Here is a 15,897-nt window from a genome sequence, read left to right as displayed (position 1 = left end):
ATCGGCTTCATTCTCTAAGCTATTTAGCAATTTCTTCGCTATAGTTATTTGATACAACTTAGTATGTGTTTTTAGCAGTTTGCTTGGAGATTCACAGAAGTATATAAAAATAACATATTGTCACTTTTTAAAATTTTCAAACTAAAACATTTCTTAAAATCTACCGTGTAAGAATTTCCCTCCTTGTTCGTCTTCTTTATAAAATCCCTATCAACAGGAGAAAGTGATGAAAACCAAAAAGCATGGGGGCTGGAAAATTTTTGCCCTAATTGCCGTCATTGGCGCCGGTGCAGCTGTTTTATTGCCGCAAACACAATCTGCGGCCGCTGCGCCCGTACCGCAAGTATTGCAAAAGCTGCACGACACTCACGGTAAACCAGCCGGAAACTATCTGAAAAAAGACAAACCCACGCTGATTAAATTCTGGGCAAGCTGGTGTCCGCTGTGTTTGTCCGAGCTGGGGCACACCGAGGCATGGGTAAAAGACAGCCGTTTTCAGACGGCCAATCTGATTACCGTGGCCTCTCCGGGCTTCCTCGGCGAGAAAAAACCGGGCGAATTCCAGCAATGGTATGCCGGCCTCAACTATCCCAACCTGCCGGTGATTGCGGATGAGGGCGGTACAATTGCCAAAAGCCTGAATATCAGCGTTTACCCTTCATGGGCGGTGCTCAACACAAAAGGCGAAGTCGCCCGCATCGTTAAAGGTAGCATCAACGAAGCGCAGGCATTGGCATTGATAGACAACCCCGATGCCGACATAGGCCGTCTGAAAACTCAATTTTACAAACCGAGCGACAAGAAAAAGGAATCTGCTGTGATAAACACCAAAACCATTTATCTGGCCGGAGGCTGCTTTTGGGGCTTGGAAGCCTACTTCCAGCGCGTGCCCGGCGTAGTGGATGCCGTATCAGGATACGCCAACGGCAAAACCGACCACCCTTCTTATGAAGACGTGGTTTACCGCGATACCGGCCATGCCGAAACCGTGAAAGTAAACTACGATGCCGACAAGCTCAGCCTCGACGATATCCTGCAATACTATTTCCGCGTAATCGACCCCACCAGCCTCAACAAACAAGGCAACGACCGCGGTACTCAATACCGCACCGGCGTTTACTACACCAATCCTGCCGAAAAAGCCGTTGTAGAAGCCGCCTTGAAAAAAGAGCAAACCAAATACAAACTGCCGCTGGTGGTAGAAAACCTGCCTCTGAAACATTTCTATGAAGCAGAGGAATACCATCAGGATTACCTGATCAAAAACCCCAACGGCTACTGCCACATCGACATCCGTAAGGCCGACGAACCGCTGCCCGGCAAAAGTGCGCCTGAAACCGAAAAAGGTTTTAATGCAGCCACTTACCGCAAACCGAGCGATGCCGAACTGAGACGCAAATTGACTGACGAGCAATACCGCGTTACCCAGCAAAGCGGCACCGAGTATGCTTTCAGCCACGAATACGACCATCTGTTTGAGCCGGGTATTTATGTGGATGTTGTTAGCGGCGAACCCCTGTTCAGCTCCGCCGATAAATACAACTCCCACTGCGGCTGGCCGAGTTTCACCCGCCCGATTGAACAAGCAGCCGTTACCGAACATGATGATTTCAGCTACAACATGCGCCGCATCGAAGTGCGCAGCCGTGCCGCCGATTCACACTTAGGCCACGTGTTCCCCGACGGCCCGAAAGACAAAGGCGGTTTACGCTACTGCATCAACGGTGCCAGCCTGCGTTTCATTCCGTTGGATAAAATGGATGCCGAAGGCTACGGCCATCTGAAATCAAGCGTGAATCGTTAATACGCTTTTAAAACGAGCAACAGGCCGTCTGAAAATTTTCAGACGGCCTGTATTTATATGCAATGCCTTTACACTTAAATTAAGGGAGGAGGAAACCTTTTTTCTGCAAATCGCCCAAGCAATTGACTACTACATCTTTTGTAACGGTAAAAAAAGCTTGCTGTAAATTCTTTTGCGGAATCAGGCCGATAGGGGCGGCTCTGGCACCGATATTCGATACGATGGCATGGTCGAATTCGGCTTTGCTTAATTCCTGATTGCCGCGTGAGTAGCTGCATATAAATGTGTAGTCGTCACGAACTGTGTTTCCCGCCAGTCCAAAAGTTACACCGGTTCCGATGCCGCTTTCGATAGCGTTTTTCATATTAACGATGTTATTTGCGTAAATCTTCAATGTCGATTCTGACTGGGGAACGGAAACGGCGACTTTTGTTTCATTCAGCGCTTGATTGACTGCTTGGGTAAGTTCCGGTCTTACAGCAGGTAAGGGTTTACCGTTTCTGGTAAATTCGGTTTCCAACTTTAAAACATGAGGACGCTCAGGCACTTTTAAATCGCTGACCTTGTATTTCTGATATACATCGGAAATATAGGGTTTGGGAGTAAAAGAGCATGCCGACAAGAAAAATACCAAAGCCGGTAACCATAATTTATTCATGTATTGACTCCGCTTTCTTTGAAGGTTTGGGAACACATAAACCGAAAGTTTTATCGTTTAACGCTCAAAATAGTTTCTTAGAATCCAGCAACAGCGTTACCGGCCCGTCGTTGCACAAATCTATCTGCATGTGCGTTTGGAAACGGCCGGTTTCGACTGTAATGCCGTGTTTTCTCAGTAAATCCGCCACATATTCATACAGACGGTTGGCGGATTCGGGTTTGGCGGCATTGGAAAACGAAGGTCTGCGACCGTTTCTGGCATCGGCATACAAAGTGAATTGGGAAACCAGCAAAATCGCTCCTTCCGTATCTTTTAAAGACTGATTTAATTTGCCTGCGTCGTCTTCAAAAATACGCAGGTTGGCGATTTTGTCGGCAATATATTGCGCATCGGCTTCGGTATCGCCTTCGCCGACGCCCAGCAACACCATAAAGCCGTGGTTGATGGCTCCGGTTACATCGCTGCGGTCGGCTTCAATCACTTTTACCTGAGCGCGGGTTACTTTTTGAATCACGGCTCTCATGATGCACCTGTTTTAAGGATTCATAATCCGCGCAATCAAGGCCTTATCTTTACCCTGCATGTTCGGAATCTTTACCTGAATACCGTTGCCGGGCGCGGCATCCACCGCTTCGCCTTTGCGGGTCATGGCTTCCAGCACCAGCGTTTGGTTGCCTTGCGGGTGGATGATTTCAATGGTGTCGCCCACGGCAAAACGGTTTTTCACTTCCACCGTCGCCCAGCCGTCGGCATCGATTTCGGTAATTTGGCCGACAAACTGGCTTTGTTTGGCCAGCGAATGGCCGTGCAGGTAGTTTTGGTATTCCTGCGTTTGATGGCGCTCCAAAAAGCCTGAAGTATAGCCGCGGTTGGCCAAGCCTTCGAGTTCGGCCAATAGGCTGTAATCAAAGGGTTTTCCGGTCATGGCATCGTCAATCGCTTTGCGGTAGGCTTGGGCGACGCGGGCGACGTAGTAAACCGATTTGGTGCGGCCTTCCACTTTGAGGCTGTCCACGCCGATTTCGGCGAGTTTGGCCACTTGCTCGATGGCGCGCAAGTCTTTGGAATTCATGATATAGGTGCCGTGCTCGTCTTCCATAATCGGCATCAGCTCGCCCGGGCGGTTGGCTTCTTCAATCAGGAACACTTTGTTGGCTTCGGGATGGCGCACTTGGCCGTTGATGCCTTCAAACGCGGCATTGGCTTCTTCTTGCGCTTGGTTGAAATTGAAGCCTTGCAACAATTTGGCATCGCCCATTTCGTCGGTTTCGGTATCGTGTACTTTGTAGTCCCAACGGCAGGCGTTGGTGCAAGTGCCTTGGTTGGGATCGCGGTGGTTGAAGTAGCCGGAAAGCAGGCAGCGGCCGGAGTAGGCGATACACAATGCGCCGTGCACGAACACTTCCAATTCAATGTCGGGGCACTCTTGGCGGATTTCGGCGATTTCTTCCATGCTCAATTCGCGCGAGAGGATAATCCGCTCCACGCCGATTTTTTGCCAGAATTTCACGCCCCAGTAGTTGGTGGTGTTGGCCTGCACGGAAAGATGAATCGGCATTTCCGGCCATTTTTCGCGCACCTGCATGATCAGACCGGGGTCGGCCATAATCAGCGCGTCGGGCTTCATGGCGATCAGCGGCTCCATGTCGGCCATAAAGGTTTTCAGTTTGGAGTTGTGCGGCAAAGTGTTGACGGTAAGGAAGAATTTTTTGCCGCGTTCGTGTGCTTCGCGGATGCCTTGTTCCAGCACCGGCAGTTTGGCGAATTCGTTGTTGCGGGCGCGCAGGGAGTAGCGCGGGCTGCCGGCATAAACGGCATCGGCGCCGAAATCGTAGGCGGCGCGCATGCGTTCGAGACCGCCGGCGGGAAGGAGGAGTTCGGGTGATTTCATGATGTGTTGTTTGCTTTTAAAAATAAAATGTTTCAAACAGTTAGGCCGTCTGAAACATGAAATGGATAAGGTGCGGGATTATCCGCTTTTTCCTTCTGTAGGTCAATTTTGAACTAGGCTGCCCGGGCTTTTCAGACGGCCTGTTCCCATTCCTTGCATGAGGCCGTCTGAAAAGCTTTTACGGTTTTTTGTTTGAGCGGTAGGGCGGGAATGTTGTCTTTAGTTTTTGGTTGCAAACGTAATCGTTATATTGCTTTATGGCGAGGCAGCAGAAGAGGCCGTCTGAAATAAATCATTTCAAGATGTGTATTTTCTTGTAAAATACTTGGCTTCGTCCGGCGTTTGCGTGATGCCGGTTTTCTCTTTCCCTTGAATATATTTAGAGCGGGCGCATGAATTTTCGTTTCGACATTATCCTTGAATATCGCGAGATGTTCATTTACGGTACGTTGACCACGCTGGGATTGACGATTGCAGCCACATTGGGTGGCACGGTTTTGGGTCTGTTCGGTGCTTTGGCGCGGTTGATGCGTTTTGAAAAAGGCAATGTGTTTGCCCGCGCGTTTGCTTGGCTTCTACGCACGGCATCGCTGGTGTATGTGACGCTGTTCCGCGGTACGCCGTTATATGTACAGATTTTTATTTGGTATTTTGTGTGGTCTGTGGCGTTGATTCATCCGACCGACGGCTGGTTGATCCGCGGTGATTTGGCCGTTGAGCTGCGCCGCAATTACGGAGCGCTGATTGCGGGTGCCTTGGCTTTAACGGTGAACGCGGGTGCGTATATCACGGAAATTTTCCGCGCCGGCATCCAATCCATCGACCGCGGCCAGATTGAAGCGGCGCGCTCGCTCGGCCTGACTTATCCGCAGGCGATGCGTTATGTGATTTTGCCGCAGGCTCTACGCCGTATGCTGCCGCCGCTGGCAAACGAATTTATTACGCTGTTGAAAGACAGCTCGCTGTTGTCGGCGATTGCGGTTACCGAATTGGCTTATGTGCAATCAACCATTTCCGGCCGGTATTCGATTTACGATACGCCGCTTTATACGGTTGCGTTGATTTACTTGATGTTGACCATGTGTTTGAGCTGGCTGTTTGCAACTTTGGAAAAACGTTACAACACTGCCGGACACCGTTAAGCAGCATTGCGGCGCCACACATGAAGGCTGAGGCCGTCTCAAAAGCAAGTTAGGCTAAGATTGAGTTTGCCTGCTTGAGAACACAAAGCGAGTTGCCAGTTTATAAATGAATATGCCCCCGAAGCCGGATGTTTCTGCGTTTCGGGGGTGTTTTATGTATGAAGGTTTGGAAAACACAACAGGCCGTCTGAAAATAAAGAACAAAGGCGGAACGAATCCGCCTTGTATTGTGATGAAAACGCTGAAGTTTAATCCACTTCGCGGTAAACCGTTACCTTGCCTTTGCGTTTCAGCGTGGCCCGGTCTTCCTGAACGTGCCAGCGGGTTGAGGCGTTGCTGTATTCCACACCTTTGGCCCATGATTGGATTTGCTTGAGCGTTTCGGTGGTGTTGCCTTCGCGCAGCTCGACCGTCAGCGGGCTGTGGTTGTTGTAGTAAACGGCGGTGAGCATTTTGCCTTTATACGATTTGTAGTGGATGGTTTGGGATTGGGATTCGGCCACCACGGGAGCCGGTGCGTCGGGGCGGACGGCTTTTTGCGTACCGCAGGCAGCGCAGAATAAAATCGGTAAAATCAGAAAATATTTTTTTATCATGGCGTTGTAAGCGATAAGAATAATATCGGCATTATAAACGAAATGCCCGCTACATTTTCCCTGTGTTGCGAAAAAGCTGAAATAAATGAATAAAAAGAGACGCTTCGTGGCCGGTAGCGTCTCTTTCATTTTGGAATCGTAGCGTTCACATTACCACTGCAAGGCGCGGCGGTTTGATGTTCGGATTAGTGATGGCCTTTGATTTCGCCTTCCAAACGGTAAACCGTGCCGCAATAAGGGCATTCGACGGTGCCGTTGGATTGAATCGGCAGGAAAACACGCGGATGGCCGTTCCAAGATTCGTTTTTCGGGCCGGAGCAGTGCAGGGGCAGGTCGTGAGGAGTGATAACGATAGTGGCGTTTTGGTTGCTCATAGGGTTTCCTTTTTTATCATTTGGTGTGGCCGGCAGCCGCCGATGCGGGCAGGCGGTTGGATTTCCGCTGTTGAATCAATAGCCGACATGGTACGCCATGCCTGCTTAATTTTAAAGTGTCAGAAGCGGATTATAACCTTGAACAGAGCGTTTTACCGCCAAACCGTTTCAAAATATCGGTATATCGGCGAACTTAGGCTGATATGGCCGAGCCTGTTTCAGGCCGTCTGAAAACAGGTGGGGCGGCAGGAAAGGGCGCATGGTTATGCACGCGGCTTTGCGCTTTCTTTGCTATAAACGCGGCAAATCGTTTAAACTGTTAAATCTGCAACCGCCGCTTCAGACGGCCTGCTGTTTTCTACCTCAAGAATAATCAGAATACGGAGCATGTGATGAAAATCATTTCCGGCATTATTAAAATACTTATTTTATTGGTATTTTTAGTACTCGCTTTAAGCAACACCCAAACCGTTCAATTTTTCTATCTGCCCGCACAACCGCTTGAGTTGCCTTTGATTGTGGTGCTTTTCGGTGCTTTTGTAATCGGCGCGGTATTCGGCCTTTTTGCTTTGTTTGGCCGCTTGATGACTTTGCGCAGTGAAAACAACCGCCTACGAAGCGAAGTGAAAAAATCCGCCCGCATCACCGAGCAGGATTTGATTGTGCCTACTGCCCCCGTAGCGCCTGCCGCACCCTCCGTACCTGCATCTGCTCTGCCGTCTGAACGCAAGGAATAATCCGGCATGGAAAACGAACTTTGGATTCTGCTGCTGCCGATTATCCTGCTGCCGGTGTTTTTCGCGATGGGTTGGTTTGCCGCCCGCGTGGACATGAAAACCGTATTGAAGCAGGCCAAAACCGTGCCGGGCGGTTTTTACAAAAGCCTGGATGCGCTGGTGGACCGTAATAGCGGTAAAGCCGCGCGCGAATTGGCGGAGGTAATCGACCAGCAGCCGCAGTCTTATGATTTGAACCTTACTTTGGGCAAATTGTACCGCCAGCGCGGTGAGAACGACAAAGCCATCAGCATGCACCAAGCGCTGCTCGAATCGCCAGACACCGTGGGTGAAAAGCGCGACCGCGTGTTATTTGAGCTGGGGCAAAACTACCAAAGCGCAGGCTTGGTGGATCGTGCCGAACAGATTTTCCTCGGTTTGCAAAACGGTAATATGGCCAAAGAAGCGCGGCAGGTGTTACTGAGTATTTACCAGCAAGACCGCGACTGGGAAAAGGCCATCGAAATGGCGCAGCTGTTGAGCCATGACGAGCAGACGTATCAGTTTGAAATTGCCCAATTTTATTGCGAACTTGCCCAAGCCGCGCTGTTTAAATCCGATTACGCCACAGCTTTGCAATATGTGGAAAAAGCACTGGATGCCAATAAAAAATGTACCCGTGCCAACATGATTTTGGGCGACATCGAGCAAAAGCTGGGGCGTTTTGAAGCCGCCATTGAAGCCTATACCGCGATTGAAAAGCAAAACCACGCCTATTTGAGCATGGTGGGCGAGCGTCTTTATGATGCTTACGATGCGCTCGGTCGTGCGCAAGAAGGTTTGAACGTGCTCATCGGCTATATGCAGACTTTCCCGCAGCTCGACCTGATTAACGTGATTTACGAAAAATCGCTGCTGCTCAACGGCGAGGGCGAAGCTGCGCAAACGGCGGTTGAGCTGGTGCGCCAAAAGCCCGATTTAAACGGCGTGTACCGTTTGCTGGGCTTGCAGCTGAGCAACTTGAATCCGGCATGGAAAGCCGATGCCGACATGATGCGCGCGGTCGTCGGCCGCCAGCTGCAAAAAGCCGTGATGTACCGTTGCCGCAACTGCCATTTCAAATCGCAAGCGTTTTTCTGGCATTGTCCGGCTTGCAACAAATGGGAAACCTTCACGCCCAACCGCATTGAAGTGTAATTTTCAGACGGCCTCGACAGTATGCAGTCAGGCCGTCTGAATTTTGTTTATCAGCTTTTTCACGAAATACCGCTATGTCCCAACACATTATCCATCTCGACGATTTAAACCCCGAAGACCCGGCCGGCTTTTTATACGCTTTGTCGGATGCGTATCTCGAATACAGCGAGTCTCACGGCATGGAGGCGCTCAACGATGAACAGCACACGCTGCTGGCGTATTGTTATCTCGACAGCCAAGTGCAGGAAGGCGGTTTTCTCCAACTGATTGCGGGCGGTTACGGCGAATATGTTTTTATGAACCCGCTGGCCGACAGCTTGCGCCGCTGGCGGATTAAGCCGACGCCGAAAATCATGGATAAAGCCAAAGCCCTGTATGTGGAACACGGTGCGGCCATTGAGCAGATGGCAGACGAAGAAGTGCCGCTGGACGATATCCGCGCGCAGTTCGGCATGTTTGAAGAGTTGGACGGCGATTACTACGAAGCCGCCGATGAAGATTTGGCCGCCGCCGCTTTGTATGTGTTGGCGAATCGGGATAAGTTTCTGGTGATTGGGCAGGAATGAGGCCGTCTGAAAAAATAGTGGTAATGTTGAGGGATTTAAATAACAGCTTTGTGTTGTAAGTTTGAGACCTTTGCAAAACCCCCAGATGTGGATGCAGTTCAAGGCGTAGCAGCGCAGCGAGTGCAGACATATCATATAGATAGGCAAACGAGCGAGCAGCGCACAACGCAGAAATGCGCCGCAGATGGGGGTTTTGCAAAGGTCTCAGTTTGTTTTGCTGCTGAATCCCGCCTTTCCCCAATCTTTAAGGCCGTCTGAAAAATAGTTTTCAGACGGCCTGTTTCATATGCGCGGCTTTTAAAGATAGCCTTTAACCCGCCAGCGAGCCGATGTATTTGATTAAGGTCATGCCGCTTAATACCGCCATGGCGACCACCACGATTAAGCCGCACACCGTCATCCATTTCGGGTGTTTGTAGTCGCCGACGATATCCGAACGGTAGGCCGCCAGCAGAATCAGGCCGAGTGAAATCGGCAGAATAAGGCCGTTGAGCGTACCGACGAACACCAACACCTGCGCCGGCCGGCCGATGGTCGCCAGCACGATGGTGGAAACCATGATGAATCCGATAATCCAAGCATTGCGGTGTTTCTCGATATTGGGGCTGAAACCCGAAATAAACGACACCGAAGTGTAGGCCGCGCCGATTACCGACGTAATCGAAGCCGCCCAAATCACCACGCCGAAAATCAGCAGGCCGGCATGACCGGCAACGTGTTCAAACGGAGTGGCCGCCGGATTTTTCGGGTCAAGCTGAACGCCTTGCGACACCACGCCCAGCACGGCAAGAAACAGCACAACCCGCATGATGGAAGCAATCAGAATGGCCGAAACCGAGCTGCGGTTCACTTCGGGCAGTGATTCTTTGCCTTTCACACCCGCGTCGAGCAAGCGGTGCGCGCCGGCAAAGGTGATGTAGCCGCCCACTGTGCCACCGACCAAAGTTACAATCGCCACCGCATCCAGTTTTACCGGCACAAAAGTGCGCAAAGCCGCTTCACCCAACGGCGGAGAAGCGCGCCACGCTACATAAACTGTTAAGCCGATCATGATAAAGCCCATCACTTGGGCGAATCTGTCCATCGCCTTTCCCGCTTCCCTAAACAGGAAAATGCCCACGGCAACCGCGCCGCTGATAATCGCGCCCATTTCGGGGGAAAGGCCGGTTAGGATATTGATGCCCAAACCTGCGCCGCCGACGTTGCCGATGTTGAAAGCCAAACCGCCCATCACGATCAGCAGAGCCAAAAAATAGCCTGCGCCGGGGAAGACGCGGTTGGCGATGTCTTGGGCGCGTTGTTCGGATACGGCGATGATGCGCCAAATATTGAGCTGCGCGCCGATGTCGAGCAGTATCGACACCAAAATCACAAAGCCGAAACTGGCGAGCAGGCTTTGTGTGAATGTGGCCGTTTGAGTAAGAAAGCCCGGCCCGACTGCCGATGTGGCCATCAGAAAAGCAGCACCGATAAGAGCATTGCGGCGGTTGGTGTTTGACATAGAATTCTCCTTTGTTGTTGTCGTTCCCGCAAAATTGCCGTGAGCGATGACGGCAATGTGTTTTTATTTTTTGATGCTTTTCAGTCTGATGGTGTGTGTTTATCAATGGGCTGCAAAGTGTTAGCGCGCCCTTATGGTTTGTTATGAAATGTCAAAAAAGACAAGAATGTTTAAACAAGACAGCCGTTGTTATGATTGGTTCAATGTAAAACGGGATATTTTCAGACGGCCTTTATGGCAATCTGTCGGGCTTGGAGTGCGCGGCTGATTTTGTCGGCAAATTCGAGTGCATGGGCGCCGTCTCCGTGCAGGCAGATGCTGTCGGCGCGCACTTTAACCGTGCTGCCGTCCACCGCCGTTACTGTGCCTTCTTTAACCATTTGCAACACTTGGGCGATGGCTTCTTCGTCGCTGTCCACTTGGGCATCGGGGCGTGTGCGCGGCACGAGCTTGCCGTCGGGCAGGTAGCGGCGGTCGGCAAATACTTCCGAAATCACTTCCAAACCGGCGGCTTGCCCGGCTTCGAGCAACAGGCTGCCGGAGAGTGCCATCAGTTTCAGTTCGGGATTGAAGCGGCGCACGGTGTCGGCTACGATTTCGGCCAGAGCGGGATCGGTGGCAGCTTGGTTATACAAAGCACCGTGCGGTTTGACATAGGCCGTCTGAACGCCTGCGGCCTCGCACAAAGCCTGCAACGCACCGAGCTGGTATTGCAGATAGGCGCGCAATTCTTGTTCGGGCAGCGTCATGTTGGTGCGGCCGAAGTTTTCGCGGTCGGGATAGCCCGGATGCGCACCGATGCGCACGCCGTATTGTTTGGCCCAAGCGATGGCTTTCTGCATTTCCGCCGCGCTGCCGGCATGGAGCGCACAAGCAATATTAGCCGACGAAATGCGCTGCATCAGGGCGTGGTCATTGCCGCAGCCTTCGGCTAAGTCGGCGTTTAAATCAACGTGCATTTTCCGCAATCCTTTTGATTTGGTTGAGATAAATTTGATTTTGTTTGAGCAGGTGGGCGGCGTCTTGCATGGAGGCCGTCTGAAAAAAGATTTTGCTGCCGAAGCGGATTTGTGCCAAACGCCCTAAGTCTGCGGCAACGACTGAGGCGATTTTGGGATAGCCGCCGGTGGTTTGCGCGTCGGCCATCAAGATAATCGGTTTGCCGCTCGGCGGTACTTGTATGGTGCCGAATTGGACGGCGTGGGAAAGCATTTCCAACGGCTCGGCGGTGGTAAGCTCCGCGCCTTCAAAACGGTAGCCCATGCGGTTGCTGTTGCTTTGCAGCGTCCATGCGTTTTGCCACAGCAGCGAGTGTGAATGCCGCGTAAATGCAGCGTATTCGGAAGAGGGAACGGCGCGGATGCGGTGCGACGGCGTGGGCGGGGCGATGCCGACGCGCTTGGCTTCGGCGCCGCGTATGTTGAGCGGAATGCTGTCGCCTTCCTGAAGCCTGCGTCCTTGAAAACCGCCGAAAGCCGCTTTTAAATCGGTGCTGCGCGAGCCGAACACTTCCGGTACGTCGAAGCCGCCGTAAACGCACAGGTAGCCGTACATGCCCTGCACGGCGCGGATGAGTTTGAGCGTTTGGCCGCGCCGCGCGGTGTAGCGCCAATAGGAATACACCGGTTCGCCGTCGAGTTCGGCCTCGTACACCGCGCCGGTGATGCAGAACGGCGTATCGTGTTCAAAAGAAACGGTCAAACCGCCGAGCGTGATTTCTATGGCCGGCGCATTTTCGGGATTGCACAGCAACAGATTACCCGCGCGTAGGGAAAGCGTGTCCATCGCTCCGGCGTGTCCAACACCGAAACGGCGCAAACCGAAGCGCCCCAAGTCTTGGATATGGGCAAGGGCGGGCGCTTGGATAACGTGCATCATAAGCAAATCCTTTCCGCCACAAAGCGCACCGTATCGCCTGCTTGGAGCAGGGTAGGCGGGTAAGAGGCCGTCTGAAACAAAGCGATGTCGGTGTGGCCGATAATCTGCCAGCCTCCGGGCGAGGCAAACGGATACACGCCGGTTTGGCTGCCGCCGATGCCCACCGATCCGGCAGGCACTTCGGTGCGCGGCACGGCATGGCGCGGCGTATGCAGGTGTTCGGGCAAGCCGCCCAAATAGGGGAAGCCGGGCTGGAAGCCCATCATAAATACGGTGTACACCGGCTCGGTATGGCGGCGGACGATTTCCTGTGGAGTTGTTGCGTGAAACTCCGCCACTTCGGCCAAGTCCGCCCCGTATTCGCCTCCGTAAATCACGGGGATTTCAACATGCCGGCCTTGTTTGCGGCGCACGGAAACGGTCGGCCACAACGCATACAGCGCCTGCGTACATTCGGCCAAGTCTGCATCGGGGTGGAGAAACACGGTGAGGTTGTTCATGCCGGTTACGGCTTCGGCGGTTTGCGGCATTTCCTGAACGGCATCGGCAAATGCCCACAGCCGCTGTTGCTTTTCCAACACAGCAGGCGGCGGAAGCGTGCATACCAATGCGGATTCGCTGATGGGGGTAATCTCGATTGCAGACATGATTTGTAGCGTTTTGTTATTTTATGTAGTGATTTTATCTTAATCTTTTCAATGGGTTTGTCAAGGCCGTCTGAAAAAGCCGTTTTGAAGCCCGCCAAACAGAAAAAATAAGGTGTGTTTGGCACCGGTTTCTTTTAAAATATAGCGATTGCATAAAGACAAAATTAAAAAGGGAAAGCATGCGCTATTACGGAACCATTATGCGCTGGGACTACGAGCTCGGCTTCGGATTCATCAAAGAAGAACAAACCAAATCTGAAATTTTCGCCCACATCGGCGAATTTGAAACCGAAAACCCGCCCCCGCGCGACGGCGAAACCGTATCGTTTGATATCGTCAGCAACAGCCACGGTACGGAAGAAGCCAAAAACATCGAATATACCAACCGCCGCCGCAAGCCGGTTGAGGTTGAGTGGGAAGCAGAAGAAGATTCGCCGAAAAACCTGTCGCTATGGCTCAAAGGCATGGTAGCGGCCTTGGTGGGCATTCCCCTGTTGGGTGCGACAGGCTACTACGGCCTAAGTTATTGGCAGGATCAGCAAACCCACAGCCGCGCCACCGAAGTGATCGTTGATGAAGTGGCTGACAAAATGATGGCCGAACGCGAAGCATGGAAACGCGCGGTGGAGTCGTCAGGCCGCAAACGCGATGCTTCTCCGTTTCAATGCGACGGGCGGACATACTGCTCGCAAATGCAGTCTTTTGCCGAAGCGCAATATTTCTTGCAAAAATGCCCGAATGTGAAGTTGGACGACGATAAAGACGGCGTTCCGTGTGAAGAGCAGTTTGCTTCGGAAATCAAGCAGGCAGGTATGGATAAGCGTGACGACGGCAGCATCGGTGCCAAGCTGGCCGGCATGTTTAACGGCAGCGACGAAACCAAAGAAAGCCGCAGCGGCGGTATTTGGTCTCACGGCGACGGCAGCCATAAGAAAAAATAAAACCTCATTGCTTGGGAATAATAACGAGGCCGTCTGAAAATCATGTTCAGACGGCCTTATTGATTGCCCGCATTTGCCGTAAGAGCCAAATATCACGGCAGGCAGCTTGTGAAAGAAAAAGGTGTTTCAGACGGCCGATTTCTTTTAAAATAACGCCATTCCGAATCAGGGCCGTTTTATACGGCCTTTACACTTTCTATCTATATTCAATCAGCAGAGCATCTACATGAATCTACATCAAACCGTCGCCCGCGAAGCGGAACAGGCATTTGCCGCCGCCGGAATTGCCGGCGCGCCCGTGGTTTTGCAGCCCGCCAAAAATGCCGATTTCGGCGATTTTCAAATCAACGGCGTGATGGGAGCCGCCAAGCAGGCCAAACAAAACCCGCGCGAGCTGGCGCAAAAAGTGGCCGATGCTTTATCCGGCAGCAGCGTGATTGAACGCGCCGAAGTCGCCGGCCCCGGCTTCATCAACCTGCGCCTTGCCCCCGCCTTTCTTTCAGACGGCCTGCAAAAAGCCTTGGCTGACACTGCACGTTTGGGTGTACAAGAAGCGGAACGCAAACAAACCGTCGTGATCGATTATTCTTCGCCCAACTTGGCCAAAGAAATGCATGTCGGCCATTTGCGCTCCAGCATCATCGGCGACAGCATCGCCCGTATTCTCGGCTTTTTAGGCCACAAGGTTGTCCGCCAAAACCATGTGGGCGATTGGGGCACACAGTTCGGCATGTTGGTTGCCTATATGGTGGAACAACAGCAAGACAATGCGGAGTTTGAACTGGCCGATTTGGAACAGTTTTACCGCAATGCCAAAGTGCGCTTCGACGAAGACGCGGCGTTTGCCGACACCGCCCGCGAATATGTGGTGAAGCTGCAAGGCGGTGATGAGCGCGTTTTGGCTTTGTGGAAGCAGTTTGTCGAGATTTCTCTGAAGCACGCGCAGAATGTTTACGACACGCTGGGCTTGCTGCTCACGCCCGACGATGTGGCCGGCGAATCGATATACAACGACGATTTGCAGGCCGTAGTCGATGATTTGAGCGCTAAAGGTTTGGCTGTGGACGACGACGGTGCCAAAGTGGTGTTTTTAGACGAATTTAAAAACCAAGACGGCGATCCGGCTGCCTTTATCGTGCAAAAACAAGGCGGCGGTTTTCTCTATGCCAGCACCGATTTGGCCTGTATGCGTTACCGTGTAGGCACACTTCAAGCCGACCGTTTGCTGTATGTGGTTGACCACCGCCAAAAACTGCATTTTGAGCAGCTCTTTACCACTTCGCGCAAAGCCGGTTATCTGCCCGAAAACGTACAGGCCGAATTTATCGGCTTCGGTACCATGATGGGCAAAGACGGCAAACCGTTCAAAACCCGTAGCGGCGATACCGTGAAGCTGGTGGATTTGCTCAACGAAGCGGTTGAGCGCGCAACCGAGTTGGTAAAGAGCAAAAATGCCGAATTGGCTGAAAACGAAGCCGAAGCCATCGGCCGTACCGTCGGCATCGGCGCGGTCAAATACGCCGACTTGAGCAAAAACCGCGCCAGCGATTATGTGTTCGATTGGGACAACATGCTCAGTTTCGAAGGCAATACCGCGCCTTACCTGCAATACGCCTACACCCGCGTGCAAAGCGTGTTCCGCAAAGCAGGGGAGTGGGACGAAACCGCCGCGCCGGTGTTGACCGAACCGTTGGAAAAACAGCTTGCCGTTGAATTGCTGAAATTTGAAGACGTGTTGCAGTCTGCCGCCGATACTTCCCACCCGCATTATTTGGCCGGCTATCTCTACCAAGTAGCCACCCTGTTCAGCCGTTTTTACGAAGCCTGCCCGATTCTGAAAGCACAAGGCGAGGCCCGCAACACCCGGTTGCAATTGGCCAAATTGACCGGCGCAACCCTGAAACAAGGCTTGGAATTGCTGGGCATTGAAACGCTGGATGTGATGTGATCCGCTCGGATGTTTGAGTATATTCACAACTCCAA

General features: G+C 52.2%; 16 protein-coding genes and 1 pseudogene. 7 read left to right on the top strand and 10 right to left on the bottom strand.

Annotation, left to right across the window (positions count from 1 at the left end; all coding sequences use genetic code 11):
• The first annotated feature begins 226 nt into the window (after positions 1–226).
• Positions 227–1,804: a bifunctional peptide-methionine (S)-S-oxide reductase MsrA/peptide-methionine (R)-S-oxide reductase MsrB gene (gene msrAB, locus CKV66_RS10375; protein ID WP_085362802.1), complete on the top strand. Its 1,578-nt coding sequence runs from the start codon at positions 227–229 to the stop codon at positions 1,802–1,804.
• Positions 1,805–1,883: 79 nt separating this feature from the next.
• Here msrAB and CKV66_RS10370 read toward each other — a convergent pair whose 3' ends face one another.
• From CKV66_RS10370 to trhP, 3 genes are all read right to left on the bottom strand, one after another.
• Positions 1,884–2,462 (bottom strand): hypothetical protein, encoded by a 579-nt coding sequence (locus CKV66_RS10370; protein ID WP_085362803.1) that lies wholly within the window; start codon positions 2,460–2,462, stop codon positions 1,884–1,886.
• A 64-nt stretch (positions 2,463–2,526) separates the two neighbouring features.
• Positions 2,527–2,988 carry a D-aminoacyl-tRNA deacylase gene (gene dtd, locus CKV66_RS10365; RefSeq protein WP_085362804.1) on the bottom strand — a complete coding sequence of 154 codons (462 nt, stop codon included), beginning with the start codon at positions 2,986–2,988 and terminating at the stop codon, positions 2,527–2,529.
• Positions 2,989–3,000: 12 nt separating this feature from the next.
• Positions 3,001–4,356, bottom strand: coding sequence for a prephenate-dependent tRNA uridine(34) hydroxylase TrhP (gene trhP, locus CKV66_RS10360; protein ID WP_085362908.1), 1,356 nt, complete (start codon positions 4,354–4,356; stop codon positions 3,001–3,003).
• Positions 4,357–4,748: 392 nt separating this feature from the next.
• Between trhP and CKV66_RS10355 the strand changes: the two genes are divergently transcribed.
• Positions 4,749–5,498, top strand: a complete 750-nt coding sequence (locus CKV66_RS10355) for an amino acid ABC transporter permease (protein WP_085362805.1) — start codon at positions 4,749–4,751, stop codon at positions 5,496–5,498.
• A gap of 248 nt (positions 5,499–5,746) precedes the next feature.
• Here the strand turns inward: CKV66_RS10355 and CKV66_RS10350 are convergent, their stop codons facing one another.
• Positions 5,747–6,094 carry a hypothetical protein gene (locus tag CKV66_RS10350; protein WP_085362909.1) on the bottom strand — a complete coding sequence of 116 codons (348 nt, stop codon included), beginning with the start codon at positions 6,092–6,094 and terminating at the stop codon, positions 5,747–5,749.
• A 185-nt stretch (positions 6,095–6,279) separates the two neighbouring features.
• Positions 6,280–6,468, bottom strand: a complete 189-nt coding sequence (locus CKV66_RS10345; RefSeq protein ID WP_085362806.1) for a zinc-finger domain-containing protein — start codon at positions 6,466–6,468, stop codon at positions 6,280–6,282.
• A 392-nt stretch (positions 6,469–6,860) separates the two neighbouring features.
• Here CKV66_RS10345 and CKV66_RS10340 point away from each other — a divergent pair, with 392 nt between their 5' ends.
• The 3 genes from CKV66_RS10340 to CKV66_RS10330 all read left to right on the top strand — a co-directional run bounded on the left by CKV66_RS10340 (position 6,861) and on the right by CKV66_RS10330 (position 8,947).
• On the top strand, positions 6,861–7,205 hold the full coding sequence (locus CKV66_RS10340; protein ID WP_085362807.1) for a LapA family protein: 345 nt from the start codon (positions 6,861–6,863) through the stop codon (positions 7,203–7,205).
• 6 nt (positions 7,206–7,211) lie between these two features.
• Positions 7,212–8,381: a lipopolysaccharide assembly protein LapB gene (gene lapB / locus CKV66_RS10335; protein ID WP_085362808.1), complete on the top strand. Its 1,170-nt coding sequence runs from the start codon at positions 7,212–7,214 to the stop codon at positions 8,379–8,381.
• Positions 8,382–8,455: 74 nt separating this feature from the next.
• Positions 8,456–8,947, top strand: coding sequence for a DMP19 family protein (locus tag CKV66_RS10330; protein WP_085362809.1), 492 nt, complete (start codon positions 8,456–8,458; stop codon positions 8,945–8,947).
• A 61-nt stretch (positions 8,948–9,008) separates the two neighbouring features.
• Here the strand turns inward: CKV66_RS10330 and CKV66_RS12670 are convergent.
• The 5 genes and pseudogenes from CKV66_RS12670 to pxpB all read right to left on the bottom strand — a co-directional run.
• Positions 9,009–9,173, bottom strand: a pseudogene (locus tag CKV66_RS12670) (lipoprotein signal peptidase); the annotation flags it as partial.
• 84 nt (positions 9,174–9,257) lie between these two features.
• Entirely contained in the window at positions 9,258–10,448 is a 1,191-nt protein-coding gene (locus CKV66_RS10320) for an NRAMP family divalent metal transporter (RefSeq protein WP_085362810.1), read from the bottom strand.
• 221 nt (positions 10,449–10,669) lie between these two features.
• Positions 10,670–11,407: a 5-oxoprolinase subunit PxpA gene (gene pxpA, locus CKV66_RS10315; RefSeq protein WP_085362811.1), complete on the bottom strand. Its 738-nt coding sequence runs from the start codon at positions 11,405–11,407 to the stop codon at positions 10,670–10,672.
• The gene (locus tag CKV66_RS10310) at positions 11,397–12,326 is read right to left on the bottom strand and encodes a 5-oxoprolinase subunit C family protein (protein ID WP_085362812.1); all 930 of its coding nucleotides are present in this window, start codon (positions 12,324–12,326) and stop codon (positions 11,397–11,399) included. The genes pxpA and CKV66_RS10310 overlap by 11 nt, the downstream gene beginning before the upstream one ends.
• Entirely contained in the window at positions 12,323–12,973 is a 651-nt protein-coding gene (gene pxpB / locus CKV66_RS10305; RefSeq protein ID WP_085362813.1) for a 5-oxoprolinase subunit PxpB, read from the bottom strand. Before pxpB ends, CKV66_RS10310 begins: the two co-directional genes overlap by 4 nt.
• Positions 12,974–13,152: 179 nt before the next feature.
• Here pxpB and CKV66_RS10300 point away from each other — a divergent pair, with 179 nt between their 5' ends.
• The gene (locus CKV66_RS10300; RefSeq protein WP_085362814.1) at positions 13,153–13,914 is read left to right on the top strand and encodes a cold shock domain-containing protein; all 762 of its coding nucleotides are present in this window, start codon (positions 13,153–13,155) and stop codon (positions 13,912–13,914) included.
• Positions 13,915–14,140: 226 nt separating this feature from the next.
• On the top strand, positions 14,141–15,862 hold the full coding sequence (argS, locus tag CKV66_RS10295) for an arginine--tRNA ligase (RefSeq protein ID WP_085362815.1): 1,722 nt from the start codon (positions 14,141–14,143) through the stop codon (positions 15,860–15,862).
• The last annotated feature ends 35 nt before the right edge of the window (positions 15,863–15,897 follow it).

Origin of the sequence: Neisseria zoodegmatis, from assembly GCF_900187305.1 — a bacterium.
In the GTDB taxonomy this organism is placed as follows: domain Bacteria; phylum Pseudomonadota; class Gammaproteobacteria; order Burkholderiales; family Neisseriaceae; genus Neisseria; species Neisseria zoodegmatis.
The sequence above is the reverse complement of the archived record's forward strand: the minus strand, read 5'-3'. Positions and strand labels throughout refer to the sequence as shown.